The organism is Streptomyces sp. NPDC005408, from assembly GCF_040606445.1.
Taxonomy (GTDB): Bacteria; Actinomycetota; Actinomycetes; order Streptomycetales; family Streptomycetaceae; genus Streptomyces.
The window spans coordinates 25,343-45,443 of sequence record NZ_JBEXEX010000011.1; the positions used below are offsets into that span (position 1 = coordinate 25,343).

At 69.1% G+C, this 20,101-nt stretch carries 15 protein-coding genes; 11 read left to right on the forward strand and 4 right to left on the reverse strand.

The window, feature by feature from the left end; genetic code table 11:
- Nucleotides 1-89 precede the first annotated feature (89 nt).
- Nucleotides 90-743: a helix-turn-helix domain-containing protein gene (locus ABZS64_RS13350; RefSeq protein WP_355827583.1), complete on the reverse strand. Its 654-nt coding sequence runs from the start codon at nt 741-743 to the stop codon at nt 90-92.
- Between the two features lie 677 nt (nt 744-1,420).
- Between ABZS64_RS13350 and ABZS64_RS13355 the strand changes: the two genes are divergently transcribed.
- From ABZS64_RS13355 to ABZS64_RS13390, 8 genes are all read left to right on the forward strand, one after another.
- On the forward strand, nt 1,421-2,749 hold the full coding sequence (locus tag ABZS64_RS13355; protein ID WP_355827586.1) for a hypothetical protein: 1,329 nt from the start codon (nt 1,421-1,423) through the stop codon (nt 2,747-2,749).
- Between the two features lie 190 nt (nt 2,750-2,939).
- Nucleotides 2,940-4,229 carry a hypothetical protein gene (locus tag ABZS64_RS13360; protein WP_355827588.1) on the forward strand — a complete coding sequence of 430 codons (1,290 nt, stop codon included), beginning with the start codon at nt 2,940-2,942 and terminating at the stop codon, nt 4,227-4,229.
- A 525-nt stretch (nt 4,230-4,754) separates the two neighbouring features.
- A complete protein-coding gene (locus ABZS64_RS13365) occupies nt 4,755-8,126 on the forward strand; it encodes a S8 family serine peptidase (protein ID WP_355827590.1) in 3,372 nt (1,123 codons plus the stop codon).
- 169 nt (nt 8,127-8,295) lie between these two features.
- On the forward strand, nt 8,296-10,131 hold the full coding sequence (locus ABZS64_RS13370; RefSeq protein ID WP_355827593.1) for a hypothetical protein: 1,836 nt from the start codon (nt 8,296-8,298) through the stop codon (nt 10,129-10,131).
- 127 nt (nt 10,132-10,258) lie between these two features.
- Nucleotides 10,259-11,122 (forward strand): D-alanyl-D-alanine carboxypeptidase, encoded by an 864-nt coding sequence (locus ABZS64_RS13375; RefSeq protein ID WP_355827596.1) that lies wholly within the window; start codon nt 10,259-10,261, stop codon nt 11,120-11,122.
- 85 nt (nt 11,123-11,207) lie between these two features.
- Nucleotides 11,208-11,882 carry an SUMF1/EgtB/PvdO family nonheme iron enzyme gene (locus tag ABZS64_RS13380; protein ID WP_355827597.1) on the forward strand — a complete coding sequence of 225 codons (675 nt, stop codon included), beginning with the start codon at nt 11,208-11,210 and terminating at the stop codon, nt 11,880-11,882.
- A gap of 80 nt (nt 11,883-11,962) precedes the next feature.
- Nucleotides 11,963-12,334, forward strand: coding sequence for a hypothetical protein (locus ABZS64_RS13385; protein WP_355827600.1), 372 nt, complete (start codon nt 11,963-11,965; stop codon nt 12,332-12,334).
- Nucleotides 12,335-12,532: 198 nt separating this feature from the next.
- On the forward strand, nt 12,533-12,991 hold the full coding sequence (locus tag ABZS64_RS13390) for an SRPBCC domain-containing protein (RefSeq protein WP_355827603.1): 459 nt from the start codon (nt 12,533-12,535) through the stop codon (nt 12,989-12,991).
- Nucleotides 12,992-13,227: 236 nt separating this feature from the next.
- Here the strand turns inward: ABZS64_RS13390 and fusA are convergent, their stop codons facing one another.
- Nucleotides 13,228-15,363 (reverse strand): elongation factor G, encoded by a 2,136-nt coding sequence (gene fusA, locus ABZS64_RS13395; protein ID WP_355827605.1) that lies wholly within the window; start codon nt 15,361-15,363, stop codon nt 13,228-13,230.
- 493 nt (nt 15,364-15,856) lie between these two features.
- Between fusA and ABZS64_RS13400 the strand changes: the two genes are divergently transcribed.
- Nucleotides 15,857-16,273 carry a hypothetical protein gene (locus ABZS64_RS13400; protein ID WP_355827608.1) on the forward strand — a complete coding sequence of 139 codons (417 nt, stop codon included), beginning with the start codon at nt 15,857-15,859 and terminating at the stop codon, nt 16,271-16,273.
- Between the two features lie 65 nt (nt 16,274-16,338).
- Here the strand turns inward: ABZS64_RS13400 and ABZS64_RS13405 are convergent, their stop codons facing one another.
- The gene (locus ABZS64_RS13405) at nt 16,339-17,775 is read right to left on the reverse strand and encodes an amidase (protein WP_355827611.1); all 1,437 of its coding nucleotides are present in this window, start codon (nt 17,773-17,775) and stop codon (nt 16,339-16,341) included.
- A 181-nt stretch (nt 17,776-17,956) separates the two neighbouring features.
- Between ABZS64_RS13405 and ABZS64_RS13410 the strand changes: the two genes are divergently transcribed.
- Nucleotides 17,957-18,304, forward strand: a complete 348-nt coding sequence (locus ABZS64_RS13410; RefSeq protein ID WP_355827613.1) for a hypothetical protein — start codon at nt 17,957-17,959, stop codon at nt 18,302-18,304.
- A 59-nt stretch (nt 18,305-18,363) separates the two neighbouring features.
- On the opposite strand, the gene ABZS64_RS13415 is transcribed toward ABZS64_RS13410, so the two are convergent.
- Entirely contained in the window at nt 18,364-18,819 is a 456-nt protein-coding gene (locus ABZS64_RS13415) for an Lrp/AsnC family transcriptional regulator (RefSeq protein ID WP_355827616.1), read from the reverse strand.
- Nucleotides 18,820-19,026: 207 nt separating this feature from the next.
- Here ABZS64_RS13415 and ABZS64_RS13420 point away from each other — a divergent pair, with 207 nt between their 5' ends.
- Entirely contained in the window at nt 19,027-20,049 is a 1,023-nt protein-coding gene (locus tag ABZS64_RS13420) for an asparaginase (protein ID WP_355827619.1), read from the forward strand.
- Nucleotides 20,050-20,101 lie beyond the last annotated feature (52 nt).

A 20,101-nucleotide genomic window follows, 5' to 3' on the forward strand; every position in this document is an offset into this window, starting at 1 on the left:
AAAGTGCGGGTTCACTGGCCGGTATCGGCTCGGGCACGTCGAAGCGAGCTTCCTGCCCGCCACCGCGTGTGTCATCGGCGTGGCAGGGATCAGGCACGACGACCGCCTTGACTGGGGGTAGGGATTGCGGTGTTGCGGGCACGGGCGTCGACCGCCAGCCAGAACGCCTCCAGCAACGTGTCCAGGACCATGTCGTCATCCGTTGCAGCCAGTTGAGGTGCCAGCGCAGCAATCGCCGGATACCGCTTGGGATCGGCGTTGGAATACTCGCGCACCCAGGCCCGCTCATCGGCGTCCTGCACCTGCTTGGGCAGCACCGCGTACCCGGCGCACATCCCCGCGTACGCCAACACACTGTCAGCGAGCATCCGCTGATAACGCGCCACATCTCTCGACTGCAGACCCAGCTCCCCCAGCGCGGCCAGCATCATCTCCACCAGCGCGAACTCACCCGGCCCCCGGGTGGTGCGGCAGGCAATGGCCGCGCCGACGTACGGATGAGCCTCGAACACGTCCACCACAGCCCGCGCCAGAGCCTCCAGCCGCTGCCTCGGGCCCAGCCCTTCAGCCACACGTCCCGAGGCCATCACCAGCAGCCGGTCCCCAACGGCCAGCAACAGCCCGTCCTTGTCCGCGAAATGGCGCCACACAGCCGACCGATCCGCCCCCAGCTCCTCACCCAGAGCCCGCCCGGTCAGCCCGTCCGGCCGCCCCCGCGCCGCAATCCGCACAGCCGCCTCCACGATCACCTCCGGCGACAACCGCCCCGCCCGGCCAGGCCCCGCAACCATCAACCCCACCCCAGTCCCTCATCGTTGATGTCATCAATGATGACATCAACGACGAGGAAGTAGATCACCTGCTCAGGGAATGTGGGACACCCCACTACCGCCAGCGGCGCCAGCGGCTGTGACCATACGGCGCCACTAGGGAGGCGGGCGATTGTCCGCAGGCAGTTCGGCCCGGCGGACGGGCAGTCGAGTAACGGCACCGCGGACGGTGATCCGGCTGCCTTCGACGTCCTCGAACGGTAGCGGTGGCGAGGTGACTCCCGGGACGGGGCCAGGTGGATGCGGCGAACCGGCCGCCTACCTGTTCGACCGCACCCCTTCTCGTGGACGCCATCATCGCCGGGGCATGCAGTAGAAGGCCGCCCTGACTCCGAGTTGCGCTCATCGGATGAATGCGGCGACGTCGGGGAGCCTACAGGGAGCTGCGCGAGGGAGAACGTGGTCGGCTGGTTCCGGGCGCCTGCGTCGACGGCCTGCATCAGGGCGGACTGGTCGCCGTTCGGAGCGTGCCTGATGGGGGCGGCTCCTGGAGCAGAAGACGAGGGTTCGCTATGTCGTGGCAGGCAGGTTTCCGAGCGAAGCGTCCGGTCAGCGGTGACCGGCGATCACGTCCGAGCCCGCTTCTGGCAGTGGCCGGTCTGGCAGCCGGGGCGGTGCTGGCGTTCCCGGCTCCGCTTGCACATGCCGCCACAGTGTCGGTGCGGTGTTCGGTCTCGGATCTCGTCGCGGCGATTCATACAGCCAACAACTCACCGGGTCATGACACGCTCCGCCTGGCTCCCCGGTGCACCTACAGGCTGGTGGTGCCTGACCCCGGCAATGCTGCCAACGGCCTGCCCGCCATCACCAGCGATATCGCCATCAACGGTAACGGCGCGACGATTACGCGCCCCCGGTCCGCCCCCGACTTCCGAATCTTGTTCGTGGATACCCCGGGCATCCTCACACTCAACGATGCCACCATCAGCGGCGGAGCGGCGACAGACTGCCCTCTCTTCCCGGGGGAAGGGATCTGCGGTGGCGGTATCTCCAACCTTGGCAGGATGACGGTGAACCACAGCCGGGTGATCCACAACACCGCCACGTCCAGTCTCTTCGCCGAGGGCGGTGGCATCGACAGTGGTGGCACGGCGACCGTGAACGACACCGAAGTCAGCGGCAACACGGTCGCCTACACCGGCACGGTCCCAAGTGCTGCCCTGGGCGGCGGGATCGCCAATAACTTCCCGCTGACGGTCAACAACAGCCGGGTGCACCACAACGCCGCCAGTGTCACCGCGGACACCGGCAGTCTCGCCGACGGCACAGGCCTCATCGGTTTTGCTCAGACGACGGTCACGCGCACCATCATCAGTCACAACCACTCCAGCGCTCCGGGCGGCATCGCGCGCGGCGCTGTGACCACCGGTGGCGCGGGCACGATTGTCGTGACCGACACCGTCATCCGCGACAACACCGCCAGCGCTCCGAACGGCCTCGCCACTGGCGGCGCGGGGGCGACCAACGTCAAGATTTCTCTGACCCGCACCCGGGTCATCGGCAACCACGCCACTGCCCCGGGCGGCACTGTGCGGGGAGGCGGGCTCAGTCTCGGCCCCGATGGTGAAATCACGGTGAACAGCAGCACAGTGCGGGGCAACACTGCCCATGCCTCCGGCGGCATCGCCCTGGGCGGCGGCGTTGCCAACGCATTGGGTGGCACCCTGACGATTGATCAGTCGCACATCAGCGGCAACACCGCCACCGCCCCCCACGGCGGTACGGCCCAGGGCGGGGGCATCTTCAACGCCATCGGCTCGACGACCCTGAACGGAAGCTCTGTCATCGGCAACAGAGCCGGCGACGGGGGTGGCATCTTCAAAGAGTCCGGCACCGTCACGCTGAACAGCAGCGCGGTGAGAGGCAACAGGCCGAACAACTGCCGTCCTCCCGGCAGTGTTCTCGGCTGCACCGGCTGAGCGAGCCTGCTGGTGGGGCCGACACGGACACCCGCTCGTGACCGCGGTCGGGGCCACATGATCGCCCAACCCTGTCGGGCGCGCCGACAGGTGGACTCCCCACGACCCGCCGCATCGACCCGCGAGTTCACCTCTCCGTTTCCGCCCGCCTGGGCTTGGTGCCCTTGGTGTGGAGACCGGGACGACTACCATGAGCGGAATCCCGTTGGGAAACGCCGACTTCACGTTGATTCCGGTCTCACTGCCGCCGTTCGGCCAAGGGGATCGTCCCGACGAACACGCCCTTCGCAGCGAGGTGAGCCCGCACGTGCAGTTCCGGATAACCGGCGAGACCGAGAACGGGGACGAATCCGAGGAGACGCTGGCCCTCTGCGCGGAGGCTGATGGGTACTACGTGGACTCGCCGGCCCCCGCACGCCACCGCTACGAACTTCGAGACTGCGCTCCTGAGGGACAACTGGCGCGTGCGGCGGCTCAGGCGCAGGAGAATGGCTCTGCTCCGCTCGGCCCGCTGACCGTGCATGCCCTGGACCAGAGCGGGAAACCCGTCGAACCCATCTGGGACGTGTGGTGCCTCAGCCGTACTCGGGTGCTGAGCGTTCGCCCGAGCTTCACCGACCCGACCCTGGTCGACATCACGGTCGAGGGCACTCTGGACCCATGGGCGGCCGGGACGAACGAGCAGCCGGAGATTCCCGAAGTACCCCCACAGTTTCAGGGCTTCAACCTCTACGGCGAAGACGAAGAGCCCTGGGGACAGTGCGGGCAGGTGGCTCTGATCGACAAGGAGCCTGAGCCCGATCCGATACCGCTGCGACTGCTGGGGTGCGAGCCGAGCGGGCGGCTACTGGCCGCACTGGAATCAGGTGACAACCAGTTCGACCTGGGCGGCGTCTATCTGTGCCCCCTGGACCGCATGGGCCGCGCCATCGAGGAACGCTGGATCTGCCTTCACGTCGAGTCATGGTCGTACTCCACTCCCGGAAGCGGGCAGGTCGACCTCACGCTGGACGTCTCCTGCGACGACTTCCGGACCGCAGCGGCCCGCGAAGCCCATGAGCTCTGGTCGACAGGACCGCCGACCGAACCCAATGTGTGGGCCTCACTCAGCAAGGCCGGCCGCGCCGCGTGGTCAACGGCCGCGCAGAGCAACCTGTCGGCCCGGCGCACGCCCGACAGGCCGCAGGGGAGCACGTACCACCTGGACGGCAGATACATCACCGACGTGGTGGGCTTCAGCCTGGCCCTCGGCGAGGCGATGAACGGACCAGGCGGCTACTTCGGCACATCCTTCGGCACCATCGAGTACTGCCTCGGGGCAGACCACGCGGTCCAGCGACCGTTCACCCTGGTCTGGCACGACCACCACATCGCCCGCGCCTGCCTCGGGCGGAGCCCGCTCACACACGACGTGTCCCCTACGTTCCAGGAGATCCTCCAGTTCTTCGCCGAGCAGAAGGTCGAAGTCCTCCTGGCCTGACTCGTCGGAACTGGCGACCAGGGGGTCGAAGCCCGTACGGGACCTGGCGATGACGCTGGCCGGCCGCCGTCGGTGCAGCTCACGGCCGAAGCAACTCCCAGCAGGTGGGCCACACATCGGGCTGCCCGACTGCCCAGAACTAGGCTCTGTCCGGCCGATCTTGCCGGGCTCGCGTGCCCTGGCACGGCACCTCGCTGCGTTGTCGTCAGTCGCCGACGCTCCGCGTCGGCTCTCCCCCTGCCTTCGGCGGGGGGACCCCCATCCTCCGGCCTGCGATGCACCACGCCAGACCCCGCTCACTGATCCAGCCTGATCGACCGGACAGGACCTAGCCCCGCATCTTCCGTGATCTCGGCGTGGGAAGGAAGTGGCGCAGGCTCCTGCACCAATGCCACAACGCTCCTCACCTGGGCCGGCTATGGCCGAAGGAACTGACCATGAAACATTCCGGTCCGCTCGTCGCGTCTTCTGTTCAGGAACTCCAGGGTTCACTCGCGGGCTCAGGGGTCTCAACGAGGGGGAGCATTGCGAAGAAAACACAGCGGACTCGGTGCGGTCGCCGCGGCGGCGGCGCTCTTACTCGTCGCCGGACCGGCGACCGCCTCTGCGGCCGACGCCCCGGCAGCCGGCGGACAGGGCGCGGCCAAGGCAGACAGCTCCGCCGGTCACGGCACACCCAAGCACTGGATTACGTTGATCACCGGCGACAAGGTGGGGACCGACGCCGAGGGGAAGCCCGTACGGATCGTCCCCGGCAAGGGCCGCGAAGGCATACCGATCAGCTTCGACCGGACCGAGGACGGCAGCACCTTCGTCGTTCCGCGCGACGCGCAGCAACTGATCCAGACCGGGCGCGTCGACAAGCGGCTGTTCGACGTGGCCGAGCTCGGCAAGGCCGAATACCGGACGCGTGACCGCTCCGGTCTGCGGCTGATCGTCAGCTACGGCGGCCCTGGCACCAAGACGGCCCGCGCGCAGGCCGCCAGGACGCTCAAGAGCCGGCTGCACGAGGACGGTTCGGCCAGGGTCCGGCGCAGCTTCCCGCGTATCGACGCGGAAGCGCTCCAGGTGCCTCTCGCGTCGGCGACAGACGTCTGGGAGACCCTGACCAAGGCTGCAGGCGGAGTTGCCGCGTCCCGCAGTGCCGCCCCCGGGGTCGAGCGGATCTGGCTCGACGCCCTGGTGAAGGCCAACCTGGACAAGAGCGTTCCGCAGATCGGCGCCCCCGCCGCGTGGGCACAGGGCTACGACGGCAAGGACGTACGCCTAGCGGTTCTGGACACCGGCGTCGACGAGACCCATCCCGATCTGCAGGGCCGGCAGGAGGCCGAGCAGAACTTCTCCGAGGCGGCCGACGCCAAGGACCGGGTGGGCCACGGCACGCATGTGGCATCCATCGCCGCCGGTACGGGAGCCAAGTCCGCGGCCAGGTTCCGGGGCGTGGCCCCCGGCGCCCGCGTTCTGGACGGAAAGGTGCTCGACGACAACGGCTTCGGCAGTTACTCGAGCATCGTCGCCGGGATGGAGTGGGCCGCCGCCCAGAACGCCGACATCGTCAACCTGAGCCTCGGCGGCTTCAACATCGAACTGCTCGACCCGCTGGAGGAGACCGTGAACAGGCTCTCCGCCGAGCGCGGAATCCTGTTCGTGGCCGCGGCGGGCAACTCGGGCCCCGAGGCGAAGAGTGTCGAGTCACCCGGGAGCGCGGACGCGGCACTGACGGTGGGGTCCGTCGACGATGCCGATGTCGTCGCCGAGACGTCCAGCCGTGGCCCGCACCGGAGCGACGGCACCGGCGACGGCACCGTGAAGCCCGATGTGACCGCCCCCGGGGTGAACATCACCGCGGCCTCCGCTCCCGACAGTCTGATCGCACGGCAGGTCGGCGAGCAGCCTCCGGGTTACGTGACCATCTCGGGCACGTCCATGGCCACCCCGCATGTGGCGGGCGCCGCGGCCCTGCTCAAGCAGCAGCATCCCGAGTGGACGAGCAAGGAACTCAAGGCGGGGCTCACGGGCAGTGCCCGGCCGGGCGGTGCGAATGTGTTCACCGAGGGCAACGGCCGTATCGACCTCGCCTCGGCGATCAAGCAGACGGTCGTCGCCGAGCCAACATCGGTCGGGTTCAAGGAACAGCTGTACCCGCACGGGGACAACGAGCCCGAGCCCAGGAAGATCACGTACCGCAATCTCGGGGGCGAGCCGGTCACCCTGGATCTGTCGGTGAGCGGGGTGGGGCCCGACGGAAAGCCCGCGCCCGCGGACATGTTCACTCTCGACAGCGAGCACCTGACCGTCCCGGCCGGCGGCACGGCCACGGTCCGCCTGACGGCGGACACCCGGCCTGGCGGTGGGCTCAACGGTGTGTACAGCGCGGCGGTGACCGCGAAGGGGTCGGGCGGGACCGTGCGGACCGCGGCGGCGGTGGAGCGCGAGATCGAGAGCTACGACCTGACGGTCCGCCACATCGGGCGGGACGGGCAACTGCCGTCGGGGTATTGGGACTCCGTCCACCGCCTGACGGGACCCACCGGGGACTACGAACTGCGCAGCAGAGAACCCGGCAGTTACACGCTGCGCGTCCCGAAGGGCGTCTATTTCGTCCACTCGCCGGTTTCCACCGGGGACGACGAGGACCAGATCAGCGCGCCGCACGTCGATGTCTCGGCGGACACGACGGTGACCATGGATGCCCGCACGGGCCGGCCGGTCGACATCACGAGTCCAGACCCCGCGGCCGAGCGCGTGTTCGCCGAGACCTTCCTCGAACTGCGTACGCCCGACGGCGGGTTCTCGGCCGGCTCGGTCGGCAACTCGTTCGCGAAGATGCGTGTCGCGCAGGTCGGGCCGGACTTCTCGACGGAGGGCACGCTGTTCCAGCAGTTCAACGCCTTCGACGTCAACGGCACGAAGGAGTACCGCCACGCCTACGGCGCCAAGGTGACCCGGCTGGCCACCGGTTTCGAACGTCACCCCAAGGCCGGTGAACTGGCCCAGGTCGACCTGAGGCTCGGCGCGTCGGTCCCCGGCAGGAACGGAAACCTTGTCGCGGCCCCGCGCTTCGAAGGCGTCGACGGCTCCTTCCTCAATCCGTACGTGACGCGACCGCTTCCCGGCCCGGCAAGGGTGTTCGTGAGTACGGACAACGACTCCGCCTGGTCCTTCGGACTGGAGCAGCTGGACGAGGCCGGGGAATCCGGCGACTTCGGGACCGGGACCTACCCCCCGAGACGGTATGAGTCGGGAAGGAAGTACCGCCACGACCTGGGCATCGCAGTCTTCGGCCCCGGGCTGCGAAGCGGCGAGGGAGTCTTCCGCAAGGGCGACAGGATCACGGGCTGCATGGGCCTGTTCACCGGCCCGGCGGACACCTACAGCAACTCTCTGGATGACACGTACTCGACGACTCTGTACCGCAACGGAGTGGAGGTCGACGGCGCAGGTGCCTTGCTCGACTGCTGGGACAGTCTCGCCGTCCCCGCGGAGCCGGGCAGGTTCAAGCTGACGGCGTCGGCCAAGCGCAGCAGCGGATCGACCGTCTCCAGCGAGGTCTCGGCGACCTGGACGTTCACCTCGGGACACACCACCACCGAGGAGGCACTTCCGATCTCCGTGGTCCGCTTCACCCCACGGCTCGCCGCCGATTCCACGGCCAAGGCGGGAGCCCTCATGCGGGTCCCGGTCACCGTCCAGGGCGCGGTCCCCGGCAACCTCAAGTCGCTTTCTGTGTACGTCAGTCACGACGGCACGACGTGGAAGAAGGTGAAGGTCGTCAAGGGCGGGGTGACGGTGCTCAATCCGAAGGCGGGGCAGGGCATTTCGTTCCGGGCGGTCGTCGTCGACAAGAAGGGCAACACGCTCGACCAGACGATCCGCGACGCGTATCGCGGCAGGTGAGGCTCCTGTCGTACGGGTAGTTATCGGGCGGCCCGGCGGCTTCACAACCGCCGGGCCGCTCCCCCGTGCAAGAAGCCCTCGCCCGACCGACGAAATCCGCTGGCGCACGGCCGGACGCGCCTGGCAGGATCCCCCACATGACCTACGGAATCGAGTCCCACCCCGCCCGGTGAGCGCCCTGGAAGAGCGCGGCGCGCTCACCCCTCGGCCCTCCCTGTACGAGTACGCCCTGCGCCTGCACCGCGCGGAGCCCAAAGGCCGCCTCCCCAAGGGCGGCTACCCCCTGCCGGACCCGCCGCAGCAGCAGGACAGCGGCCTCAAGTGGACCGAGGCCCAAGCGGCCGTGAGCAAGGTCCTCGCCCCTCTGTTGACCGACCCGGACACCGTCCGAGCTGCCGACGAGGTCCACCTTCGCCTCCATGAACTGGGCGCACGGGATCGGCACATCCGTGTCGCCGTCGCCAAGCTGCCCTTGGACGACGAGGCAAGGGCCCGTGCCCTTGGCCGCCGCTTGGCGCGCACAGGCATCAGCACGCCGACCGTGAGCGTCGGCCTCGGTCTCCTGGCCCGCCTCGGGGAGCCGGAGGATGTGCCGTACCTCAAGGTCCTCGGCCTGCTGCGCGGCTTCACCGGGCCGGCCGTCCGGGCCCTCACCGCCCTCGACTGCCCGACTGCGGCCCTGGTATGGCTGGCCGATTGCGTCGAGGGCCGGGAACTTCGCCACATGGTCGACGCCCTCGCCGCGCGCAACGACGAAGCTGCCCGCGCCTGGCTGCTGCTGGTTCCCCTCGAACCCCGTGCCGTGGGGTCCTCGACCGCCCGCAGGATCGCCGAAGCCGTCCGGCTCGACGACGTCCTTCGTGAGGATCCGGTCGACACCCGCACCGTGGCCCAGGCGGGACGTTTGCTCTCCCGGATGACGGGTCTGCGCGACTTCCGGGCCGAAATCCTCGCCTACCCACACGCCGTCACCGCGTATGACGACCTCATCGCCCGAGCCTCCCAACTGCCCCCAACCCTTGACCACTTCGCGACACTGCTCTGCCTCGCCCTTGACCTGCACAGCGGCCCCAGCTTTCTCCTCAACTGGCGGCCCGGACAGCGCGAGGCGCTGCTGGACACCCTGGAGTCCGTACTGACTACGCCCGCCTGGGCCGCTGTCCCGGCCGACGAACCCACCGACCCCGCCGAACGCCGCCGGGCCCACTGGATCCGGCGCACAGCACGGCAGCCCTTCACCGCCCGAGCTGCATCGGCCCGGCTCCGAGTCGAAGTCGCCGTGCGCGATCCGGCAGAACCGGACACCGTCGAGACCCGGCTTCTGATCGATGGCCGCCCCCTCGTACCGGAGGCCTTCGGCCGGGGCCCCGCCAACTCCCCGGAATACCTGCTGGACAGCGGCCGCCTGCGGGCCACGGCCGAACCCCGGGAAGTGCAGCTCGCCGAGGCCTACTGCACCGAGGGCTGCTGCGGCGCTCTCTACGTCACCATCTGCCGCGACGGGGACCACGTCGTGTGGCGCGACTGGCGCCGCCCTACCACGCCGCCTTCCCGGCAGCCGCCGCCCGAGCTCCCCGAGTACCGCTTCAACGCAGCCGACTACGACACCGAGATCGCACGTGCCGAGAACGACCACTCATGGGCATGGCCGGCCCGCAACACCGGGCGGCTCATCGCCGCGGGCCTGCGAGACCGGCCGGACCTCATGACCCGGTGGGACGCTGGCCCGGGATGGGTCGGCACCGACTTCACCGACCCGGACGTGACCGTGCTGTCCTTCATGTACTGGCCTGGGCTCGCCGCCGGGCAGAGGGACAAGGACGGCCCCTGGCTGCAGTTCATCTGGAGCCTCCCGGAGGACGGCACCCCTCCCGAGGACCGAGCCACCGCCGCTCTGCACCTCCTCGCCACGTCGGACCCGAAGACCTACGCGGAGATCAGGGGCGGCAGCCGCGAGTTCGCCGAGGCGCTCGGCTTCCCGTGGCCTGAAGGCGAGAGTCGCTAGGGCGCGGCTGGGGACACGGCGCGGTACGGGCCATCCCGCTCGAGCGGGACCCCAGCTCGAGCGAGGCAAGCACGCCGGCTACCGGCCAACGACGCCCTGGCTGCGCGTCACGTCGACGGTGCGGACCGTGGCGGCCGGGGGGCCGACCGACATCGAGGTGACGACCTCCGAGAACGGCACCCGGATCCAACTGTCCGGCACCATCGCGGCCGACTCCGAACCGGCGCTGAAGGTCTCCGACATCACCGACCCGGCGGCCTTCGGACGCACCGCGCTGATCGAGGCGCTCGGACGAGCCGGGGTGGAGGTCACCAACGACGCGACGGGACCCAGCCCGGTCGACCGGCTGCCCGACGGGTACGAGGGCCGGCCGCGCGTGGCCCAGTACACCTCCCCGCCCTTCACCCAGTACGCCAAGCTCATCTTCAAGGTCAGCCACAACCTGGGCGGCAACCTCGCCCTCTGCCTGATGGCCGTCGCGAAGGGCAGCCAGGACTGCATGGACGGCTTCCCGGTGCTGGCCGACTTCCTGGAGCGCGCGGGCGTCGACCGCAAGCAGATCCAGCTCCTGGACGGCCGGGGCGGCAACCCCGTCGACCGGGCCACGCCGAAGGCCGTGGTGCAGATCCTGACGTACTGGCATCGCACCCCCGAGGCGAGGGTCTTCCGGAATGCGCTGCCCATCCTCGGCGTCGACGGTCTGCTGGCCGACAACTGCACCGACTGCCCCGCGCACGGAAAGGTGTTCGCCAAGACCGGCGCCGCCGTCGGTCTTGACGCGCTCAACAACCGCCTGGCCGTCGGCGCCATCACGATCGCCGGCTACCTGGACAAGGGCAACGGCCGCTTCGACGTCTTCTTCGCCGGCGTCAACGGCGCCTCCACCCCGACGACCGACGTCAACGGTGTGCTGGACATCGGCAACGACCTCGCCATGATCTCCGCCTACCTGCAAGAGGCGGCGGCGCGAGGCGAACACGGAGTGGACTGACTGATCGAGGGCATCCACACGCCCGGGAGCCGTGCGGGACGGCAGCGTGATCATCGCAGCCAGGAGTCGGTAAGATCGCCTGCTCATGGACGTGAGCGCAGGAACCGAGATGATCGCTGTCCCGCCGGGGCAGGTGACGCTGTCAGACCGGAGGACGCAGCGCAGCTGGTCGGTCGAGCTTGCGCCCTACCAGCTCGCGGCGTTCCCGATCACCCAGGCGCTGTACGCACAGATCACCGGCCGGCGGCCAAGCACAGCCCATGGGGACCGGTTGCCCGTCGAGGGCGTTTCTTGGTGGGACGCGGTCCGGTTCTGCAACGCCCTGTCCCAACGCGACGGATTCGCGCCCACCTACCACCTCCATGCCGGCGGCGAAGGCATCGACTGGGACGCATCCGCCGACGGGTATCGGCTGCCGACCGAAGCCGAGTGGGAGCACGCCTGCCATGCCGGGACAACCGGACCGCGTTACGGGCCGCTCGACGAGATCGCTTGGTACCGCGGCAACGCGCACGAGCGAATCCACGACGTGGGCGGCAAGCGGCCCAACCCGTGGGGCCTTTACGACATGCTCGGCAACGTCTGGGACTGGTGCTGGGACATCTACGACGCCGAGGTCTACGGCGCCTACCGGGTGCTCCGTGGCGGTGGCTGGTTCGACGAGCACTGGAGCTGCCGGGCCTCCGCGCGGCGCCGCAGCCACCCGAGCTTCCGGGTCGACGACGTAGGATTCCGCATCGCGCGTTCGATCGTGCGCTGATCCGTATCGTGTGCGATGACCGCGGGGCGGCGCCGTCTCGTGCGGGAACCGCGCACCGTGCCGCCGCGTCTCTCGCGGGCATGAGCGAAAGAACCGCGGGACGGTCCACGGGTACGAATCCGAAGACCGGGGGCGCCGCCGGATGCTTCCTGGCCGGCCTCGGTGCGACGACCGCGGCGCTCGTGTGGGCACCGCGGGCCGCATTCAGCATCGACGGCGGATTCGAGGGCCATGCCCGCGATCTGAGCGTGCTCTTCGTTGATCTGCCTCTCATCGTGCTCGGCGGCGTTCTGGTTCCGCTGTTCGCCTGGGCGCTGACCATGAGGTGGCTGCACCGTCCGTGGGTCGCGGCACTCGCATCCGTGGCCACACTCGCCCTCGGGGTGTGGGGGCTCACCGAGTGGTGGACCCCCCGCCAGCAGCCGGACCCCGGTTACGGACCCGGGATCTGACCCCGGCGTCGTCCACAGCGTCCGCACATCACAGCTACGCACTGCCGAAGCGTTCCCTCCCATGGGCCCTGTGGCCTCATCCACGCGGCGTCGTACCGCTCCGGCCGCAGCTTGCACGGCCGGGCGGCACGGCCCAGGCGGTGCTCATACGATGGAGTTGGTCTTCGATCTCGACGCCTTCGGCACGAGGAGTCCGTGATGACACACGACGCGGGGCTGACCCTTCGTATGCAGCGCATCCTGCGCGCACCGCGCACGGTCGTATTCCGTGCCCTGACCGAACCGCATGAGCTTGCTAAGTGGTTCGGCCCTGACGGGTTCAGCATCCCGGAGGTGGATTGCGACCTTCGGGCAGGCGGCAGCTATCGGATCGCCATGCAGCCCCCGGAGGGAGAGCTGTTCCATCTGGCGGGGGAATACCGTGACGTCGATCCTCCGGCACGCTTGTCCTACACCTTCCGGTGGGAGGAACCCGACCCCGACGACCGCGAGACAGTGGTGACGCTCTCGCTTTACGATCTCGGCGGTCAGGCAACAGAGCTGGTGTTCACACAGGGGCGCTTCGCCACCGAGGATCGCTACGCCCTGCACGACGAAGGCTGGACTCAGAGTCTCGACAAGCTGGAGAGACTCATGTCGGCCGAAGCATCGGCATGACGATCGCGAGCACATGGGCCTGGAACAACGAAAGGGCCCTGAGCCGCCGGCCCAGGGCTTTTTGCGTGCCCGGGATTTCCCGCTCCCCCGGCGCGCACCGAAGGCCGCTGAGCTGCTGACCCGTAGGGACGCTGCCGAGCGGGCGGTGCGGGGGCCGCTGCCGCTCCGATCTCGGCGGAGGAATCATGGTGACGGTGATGGCCCCGCCCGTACGAGGGCGGGGCCACTATTGGGGTCTACCGTGACGGCATCCCGCTCAACACGCCGCTTGGCACCGGCGCGTAGCCGGTGGCCCGGCTGGTGAAGGTGCCCCGGCCCTGGGTTCGGCTGCGCAACCGCGAGGCATAGCCGAACAATTCGGCCAGCGGCACGGTAGCGGTGATCACTGCCGTGCCTGCCCGCGCGGTCGAGCCCGAGATACGGCCGCGCCGTGCCGCCAGGTCGCCGAGGACACCGCCCACGGCGTCGTCGGGCATCGTGACCGTGACCTCAGCCACCGGTTCCAGCAGCACCATCGCGCACGCGCGCAGTGCCTCCCGCAGCGCGAGCCGACCGGCGGTACGGAACGCCATCTCCGAGGAATCCTTGGAGTGGGTGGCGCCGTCCGTCAGGGTGACCCGCAGCCCAGTGACCGGATGACCGCCCAGGGGGCCCTCGGCGAGAGCGTCCCGGCATCCGGCCTCCACCGCCCGGACGTACTCCGCAGGCACGCGTCCGCCGACAACGGTCGACCGGAACACGAAGTCAACCGCGCTGCCGTCGCCGTTGCCGTTGCCGTTGCCGTTGCCGTTGCCGTCAAGCCCTGCCTCCTCCAACGGCTGTGCGTCGAGGACGACATGGGCGAACTGGCCGGCGCCTCCATCCTGCTTGACGTGGCGGTACACCAGCCCGGACACCCCACGGGAGACCGTCTCCCGGTAGGCCACCTGCGGCCGGCCGACGCTGACATCCAGACCGTGCGCACGACGCATCTTCTCCGCCGCGACCTCCAGATGCAGCTCGCCCATGCCCGACAGCACCGTCTGACCGGTCTCACGGTCAGTCCGGACCCTCAGCGAGGGATCCTCCTCAACCAGTCGTGCCAACGCCGACACCAAACGGTCGGTGTCGATGCTCCTGCGCGCCTCCACTGCCACGGAGACGACCGGATCGGCCACCCTCGGCGGTTCGAGGATCAACGGCGCTGCCGGTGTGCAAAGCGTGGCACCGGTACGCGCCGCCTTCACTCCGACCACTGCGACGATGTCCCCGGCCACCGCCCGTTCCACCTCCGCGTGCCGGTCGGCCTGCACGCGCAGGATCCGGCCGATCCGCTCGGTACGCCGCGCCTCCACATCCAGCACCGCCTCTCCCTTTCCGATCGTTCCTGAATACACCCGCAGGTAGGTCAGCCTCCCCGTCGCGGTCGAGTTCACCTTGAACACCAGCGCGGCGAACGGCGCAGCCGGGTCCGCGACCCGCTCCTGCACCGAGCCGTCGACGGTGCCGCGCACCGCCGGCACATCCAGCGGCGAGGGCAGGTAGGCCACGGCAGCCTCAAGCAGCGGCTCGATCCCGCGATTGCGGTACGCCGATCCGCACAGCACCACCACGGCGTCACCGGCGAGTGTCAGGTCGCGCAGGGCAGTGGCCAGCGTCTGCGCGGAGAGGGTTGACTCTGCACAGAATTCCTCCAGCGCGGTCGGGTGGAGTTCCGCCACCGCCTCCTCGAGCAACCGACGCCGCCGGCATGCCTCATCCCTCAAGGCCTCCGGTACGGGGCCGTCCTCGAAGGTGTCGCAACCTTCGGACCAGACCAGCGACCGCATACGCAGCAGATCGACCACACCGACGAACCCGTCCTCCTGGCCGATCGGCAGCTGGACCACCAGCGGAACCGTGTGCAACCTCTTCCGGATCGACTCGACCGCCAGGTCCAGGTCGGCACCGGTACGGTCCAGCTTGTTGACGAAGGCGATCCGCGGCACCCCGTAGCGGTCGGCCTGACGCCAGACCGACTCGCTCTGGGGCTCGACACCCGCGACGGCGTCGAACACCGCGATGGCACCGTCGAGTACACGCAGCGAGCGCTCCACCTCGTCGGAGAAGTCGACGTGGCCGGGAGTGTCGATCACGTTGATCCGGTGGCCGTCCCAGTCACAGCTCACCGCAGCAGCAAAGATCGTGATCCCACGATCGCGCTCCTGAGAATCGAAGTCGGTGACGGTCGTACCGTCATGGACCTCGCCACGTTTGTACGTTGCGCCGGTGACATACAGGATCCGTTCAGTGACGGTGGTCTTGCCGGCGTCGACGTGGGCGAGGATGCCCAGATTGCGGACGCCTGACAGCGGATTGTCGAAGTGGTCGAAGTGACGGTGTTCGGTGCGCACAACTCTGGCCTTTCAGGAAGGACCGACAGCAAGTCAGCGCGATTTCCCGGACGGACGGAGACCTGGATCAGGCCACGCACAACCCCTCAAGGCGGCGACTCAACGTCCCGGGGTGTTTCCGAGGCGTTGGTTCAGGCCGAACAGACAGGGGGTCAGGTGTTCGTCGCGGAGATCCAGCGGCGGCCGCGCAGCCGGCGCCGGACAGACGAAGACACCAGGATCACCTCGTACCGTGACGGGGGAACAACGACAGCGGTGCGGTCACGCACGGCCCGGCTCCCCTCACTCGTCAAGGCGCGCGCTGCGATGTCGCAGCGCACGATTCCTGGTGAGTGTAGGGAACTTGGTGTGGCCGGGGCACGGGATTTTTGCGATGCGGCCCAGGTAATCTTCGGCGGAGGCGTCGCGGACCTCGTAGGGTCGCCGCAGCGGCTCCGCGCAAGAATCCCTGAAACTCACCATGGGCGGGTGCACCGAACGGAGCGGCGAGAGTATGCGAACGAACCAGACGCTGCAGGTGCCTGACGAGGCGGCGGTGAATGAGGGGCGTCGGCCACGGCAGTCGCTGTGGGCCCCCGTCCTGGTCAACCTTCTGCTGGGCGTGCCTGCGATCGCCCCGTTGTACTGCGCCCAGTGGCTGCTCACCCAGTATCTGCCCATGGACTGCCGCACTTTGGCCGATGTTGGTGTTGCGACGAACTGCGACTACCACACGCTCGACCACGGCGGTCCGATGATGCTGCTCCTGCTGGTGACGGGCGCGCTCGTCCTGGCCATGGCCCTGCTGGTCGATGTCGTGCTCCCGCTCGCACGCGGTCGCCGACTGCGCTCCTGGCTGGGCTCGGCCCCTCTGCTTCTGGTCCCGTACACGGCACTCTGGGCCCTGTCCCTGAGCGCGGGCGGCCACTGAATCAGCAACAGGTGGTCAATGGGGTGCAGTTCATGACCTTCCCCCGCGCCTCGTGGTGGTCGTCGTCAAGGCGTCGACGGTCGGCCGTCCTGGATACGACGCCAAGGCCGGTCGGCCTCCAACGCGAACGCGATTTCCAGCAGCGTGCGTTCGTCGCCGTTCCGGGCGGAGAACATCACCCCGATGGGCAGGCCCTCCTCGGTCGCCAAGCGCGCGGGCAGGGAGATCGCGGGGCTGCCGACCACATTGTTCAGCGGGGTGAAGGCAACGTAGGAGGTAAGTCGCTCGATCAGCGTCTCGTACGGGACATTGGGGCTGAGGTGGCCCAGTGGCGGCGTGGTGTGTGCAAGCACCGGCGAGAGGATGAGGTCGTGGTCGCGCAGGGCCGTCGCGTACGCCTCGCGGGAGCGGCTCAGCCGGCGCAGTACCGCGGGGGTGCTGCTCAGGCGGCGCCGGTAGTGGGCGCGTAGGCCCTGGCTGAGACCGTCCATGCGGCGCCGGTCGAAGTGGCGGTCCAGCCGCTTGCCCGTGGCGCCCACGAGGAAGGACAGCAAGCCCCAGTAGGTGACGAAGTCCTCGGCGAAGCGTCCGTCCAGCACGATCTGCACCGGCTCCACGGTGTGGCCCAGCTTCTCCAAGGCGGCTGCGGTGTCCGTCACGGCAGCTCGGGTGGCTGCGTCCGTGGTGATGCCGGTCGGGGAGTCGAGCAACAGCCCGATACGCAGCCGACGTTGCGACGGGCCCTCGACCAGGCCGAGCGGTGGCAGCTTCGGGTTGCGCCAGTGCTGCTCCGCGGCAGCGAAGAACGCGGCGGTGTCCCGTACGGACCGGCTCAGTATCCCGTCGCTGACGAGGTTGATGGGCAGGGTGCGGCCTTCTTCGTTGGCGACCAGTCTGCCGCGGGTGGCCTTGAGGCCGACCAGCCCGCAGCAGGCGGCGGGGATGCGGATGGAGCCGCCGCCGTCGTTGGCGTGCGCGATCGGCACGGCGCCGGAGGCCACCAGCGCAGCGCTGCCGCCCGATGATCCGCCCGCAGAGTGCCCCGTGTGCCAGGGGTTGCATACCGATGGCGCGTTCTCGAACTCGGTGGTGGCGTTGAAACCGAACTCCGGCAGCCGGGTCTTGCCGAGCACCGTCACGCCGGTGCTCAGGAACTGCCGGGCGAAAGGCGCGTGCCGCTTCGCCGGCCGCGGCACGTACGCGGCGCTGCCGAAGCCGGTGGGCAGGCCGCGGTAGTTGACGTTGTCCTTGATGAAGGTCGGCACCCCCGCGAAGGTCCCCGGCCCGCCCGTGGCGGAGGCGACGGCCTGGTCATACGCCGGAACCTGCACGGCGTGCAGATCCCCGCCGACCTTCCGCACCCGCTCCACGGCGGCCCGCGCCACCTCGACCGGGTCTGCTTCTCCATCGCGTATCAGCTTGGCCAGGCTCACGGCGTCGTGCTCTCCCAGCACGTCGTCACCAAAGGCATGGACAGCGGTCGCGCTCAGGGGATCGCTCACGTAGGCCTCCGCCACGATTGTCGGGACGCAATCAACGCTATGCGGCGCAGGCGTCGGCCACAACGAATCCCGCCGCCGAAGATCGCTGCCAGCCGAATCCCTGTCCCAAGTCTGACGGTCAGTCCGCCTCGCGGCCGGTCACGCAGGCCACGACTTCGAGACGCTCGGCGCGAAGGTCTGGATGCTGACGCTGAGCGTGGTCTGCGAGCTTCTCGCCATCCTGACGATCGGCCTGGTGCGGCCCTGGGGCGAGGTCGTGCCGCGCTGGATACCACTGATCGGAGGGCGCGCCGTGCGCCCGATGGCCGCCGTCGTTCCAGCCGCCATCGGCGCGGTGGCACTGACCTTGCTGTGGGCCAACGTTCCCTGGTGGTGGACGTACCCGCACGCTGACATGACAGACACCGGCGACCTCGTGGTCGGCATCCTCTACCAACCGCTGGTCCTGTGGGGTCCCCTGCTCGCCGCCGTCACCGTCTCCTACTACCGCCGTCACCGCTCCCCGCGCAGCCGGGGCACAGGGTCTTGAAACAGCTCCCTGTCGCCGATGCGCGGATCCGCCTGTTCTGATGGGCGGAGCACCGAGGATCAGCCGTCCACCGGCAGACCGCGAGGCTCCTTGATCCGCTTCATGATGATCTGCGAGTTGACCTCGGTGACGCCGGACAGTGAGGTCAACTTCTCGATCCACAGCCGTTCGTACGCGCGCAGGTCCTCGACCGCGATACGCAGTAGGCATCCGGGGCTGCCGAAGAGCCGGTACGCCTCGATGACGTCGGGGATGTCCTGGAGGCCAGCCTCGAAAGCCTCGACCACTTCACGGTCGCGCTTCACCTCGATGGAGACGAGGACTTCGAAGCTCCGGCCGACCGCCTCCGGGTCGATCACCGCGCGATAGCCCTGGATCACCCCGTCCTGCTCCAGTTGCCGGACACGGCGCATGCAGGGTGAGGGGGTCAGACCCACCCGCTGCGCCAGCTCCTGATTGCTCAGCCGTCCATCGTTCTGAAGCTCGCGCAAGATATCTCGATCGATCTCATCCATGGCGCAATTATTCACCACACTATTCGTTCATGCGCGCCAAAATTGGCGACCAAATTGCGAAGCAAGGACTCTATCATTGCGTCCGACCGTTCCGGCATCCCCGGGTCAGTCATGGGGCGCAGCCCGGCCGGGGCCACGAGCGAAGCCGGGCCGCGTGCCCCGTCGAACTCGCCGCAGCACCTGCGGCACGAACGAGGAGTGGGCACTGTGGGACGCGTCGTCGTCATCAGCACCGGCGGGACGATAGCCAGCCGCTGGCAAGGTTCAGGGTTCGCAGCCGACGCGCACGGCCAAGAGGTCATGGCGACCGCCGCGGTGCCCGAGGGCGTCACCGTCGAGGTCGTCGATCTGTTCAGCGTGAACAGCCCCCGTCTCACCACCGCTCACCAGCTCACCCTGCTCCGCACAGTGCACGAGGTGCTCGCCGACCCCGGCGTGGACGGCATCGTCGTCACCCACGGCACCGACACCCTGGAAGAGTCGGCGTTCCTGGTCGACCTCCACCACGACGACCCGCGCCCGGTCGTCTTCACCGGCGCCCAGCTCCCGCTCGACGCGGCAGACGGCGACGGACCTGACAACCTCCACGACGCGTTGCTGACCGCCGCGACGACGCGTGGTCTCGGAGTACTGGTCGCCTTCGACGGCAAGCTGCACTCCGCCCGCGGCACCGTCAAAACGCAGACGCTCGCCGCCGACGCATTCGGCGACCCGTCCGGCGCCCGCATCGGGAACATCGGCTTCGGCCGGGTCTCCGTACTGCGCCACCCCCGGCGCCCGGCCGCGCTGGCCCTTCCCGGTCTGCCGGACAACCTGCCCCGCGTCGACATGGTGATGCACCACTGCGACGCCGACCCGGTCCTGCTCGAAGCGGCCTTGAACGCGGGCGCCCAGGGAATCGTCCTCGTGGCCACCGGCGCCGGCAACGCCACCCCCGAGATCGTCGAGGCCGTCGCCTCCGCGACCTCCCGCGGCGTGCTCGTCGCCCTGACCACCCGTGTCCAGGCCGGACCGATTACCGAGATCTACACCCACGGCGGCGCGGTCGACCTCGTGGCCGCGGGCGCCGTGCCGACCGGCACGCTGCGGGCCGGACAGGCCCGGATCGCCGTGCTCACCGCGCTGCTCGCAGCCACCGACCCGCGGGAGCGGGAAGGGGTGCTGCGCCACGCGCTCGGCGAGGCCATGTCCGCCGACGCCGACCCGTCGGCCGAACTCGTCCCGGCGTAGACGCCAGCAGGCAGATCTCCTTGCACGCCGCGGAGATCCAGCCGCCCCATTT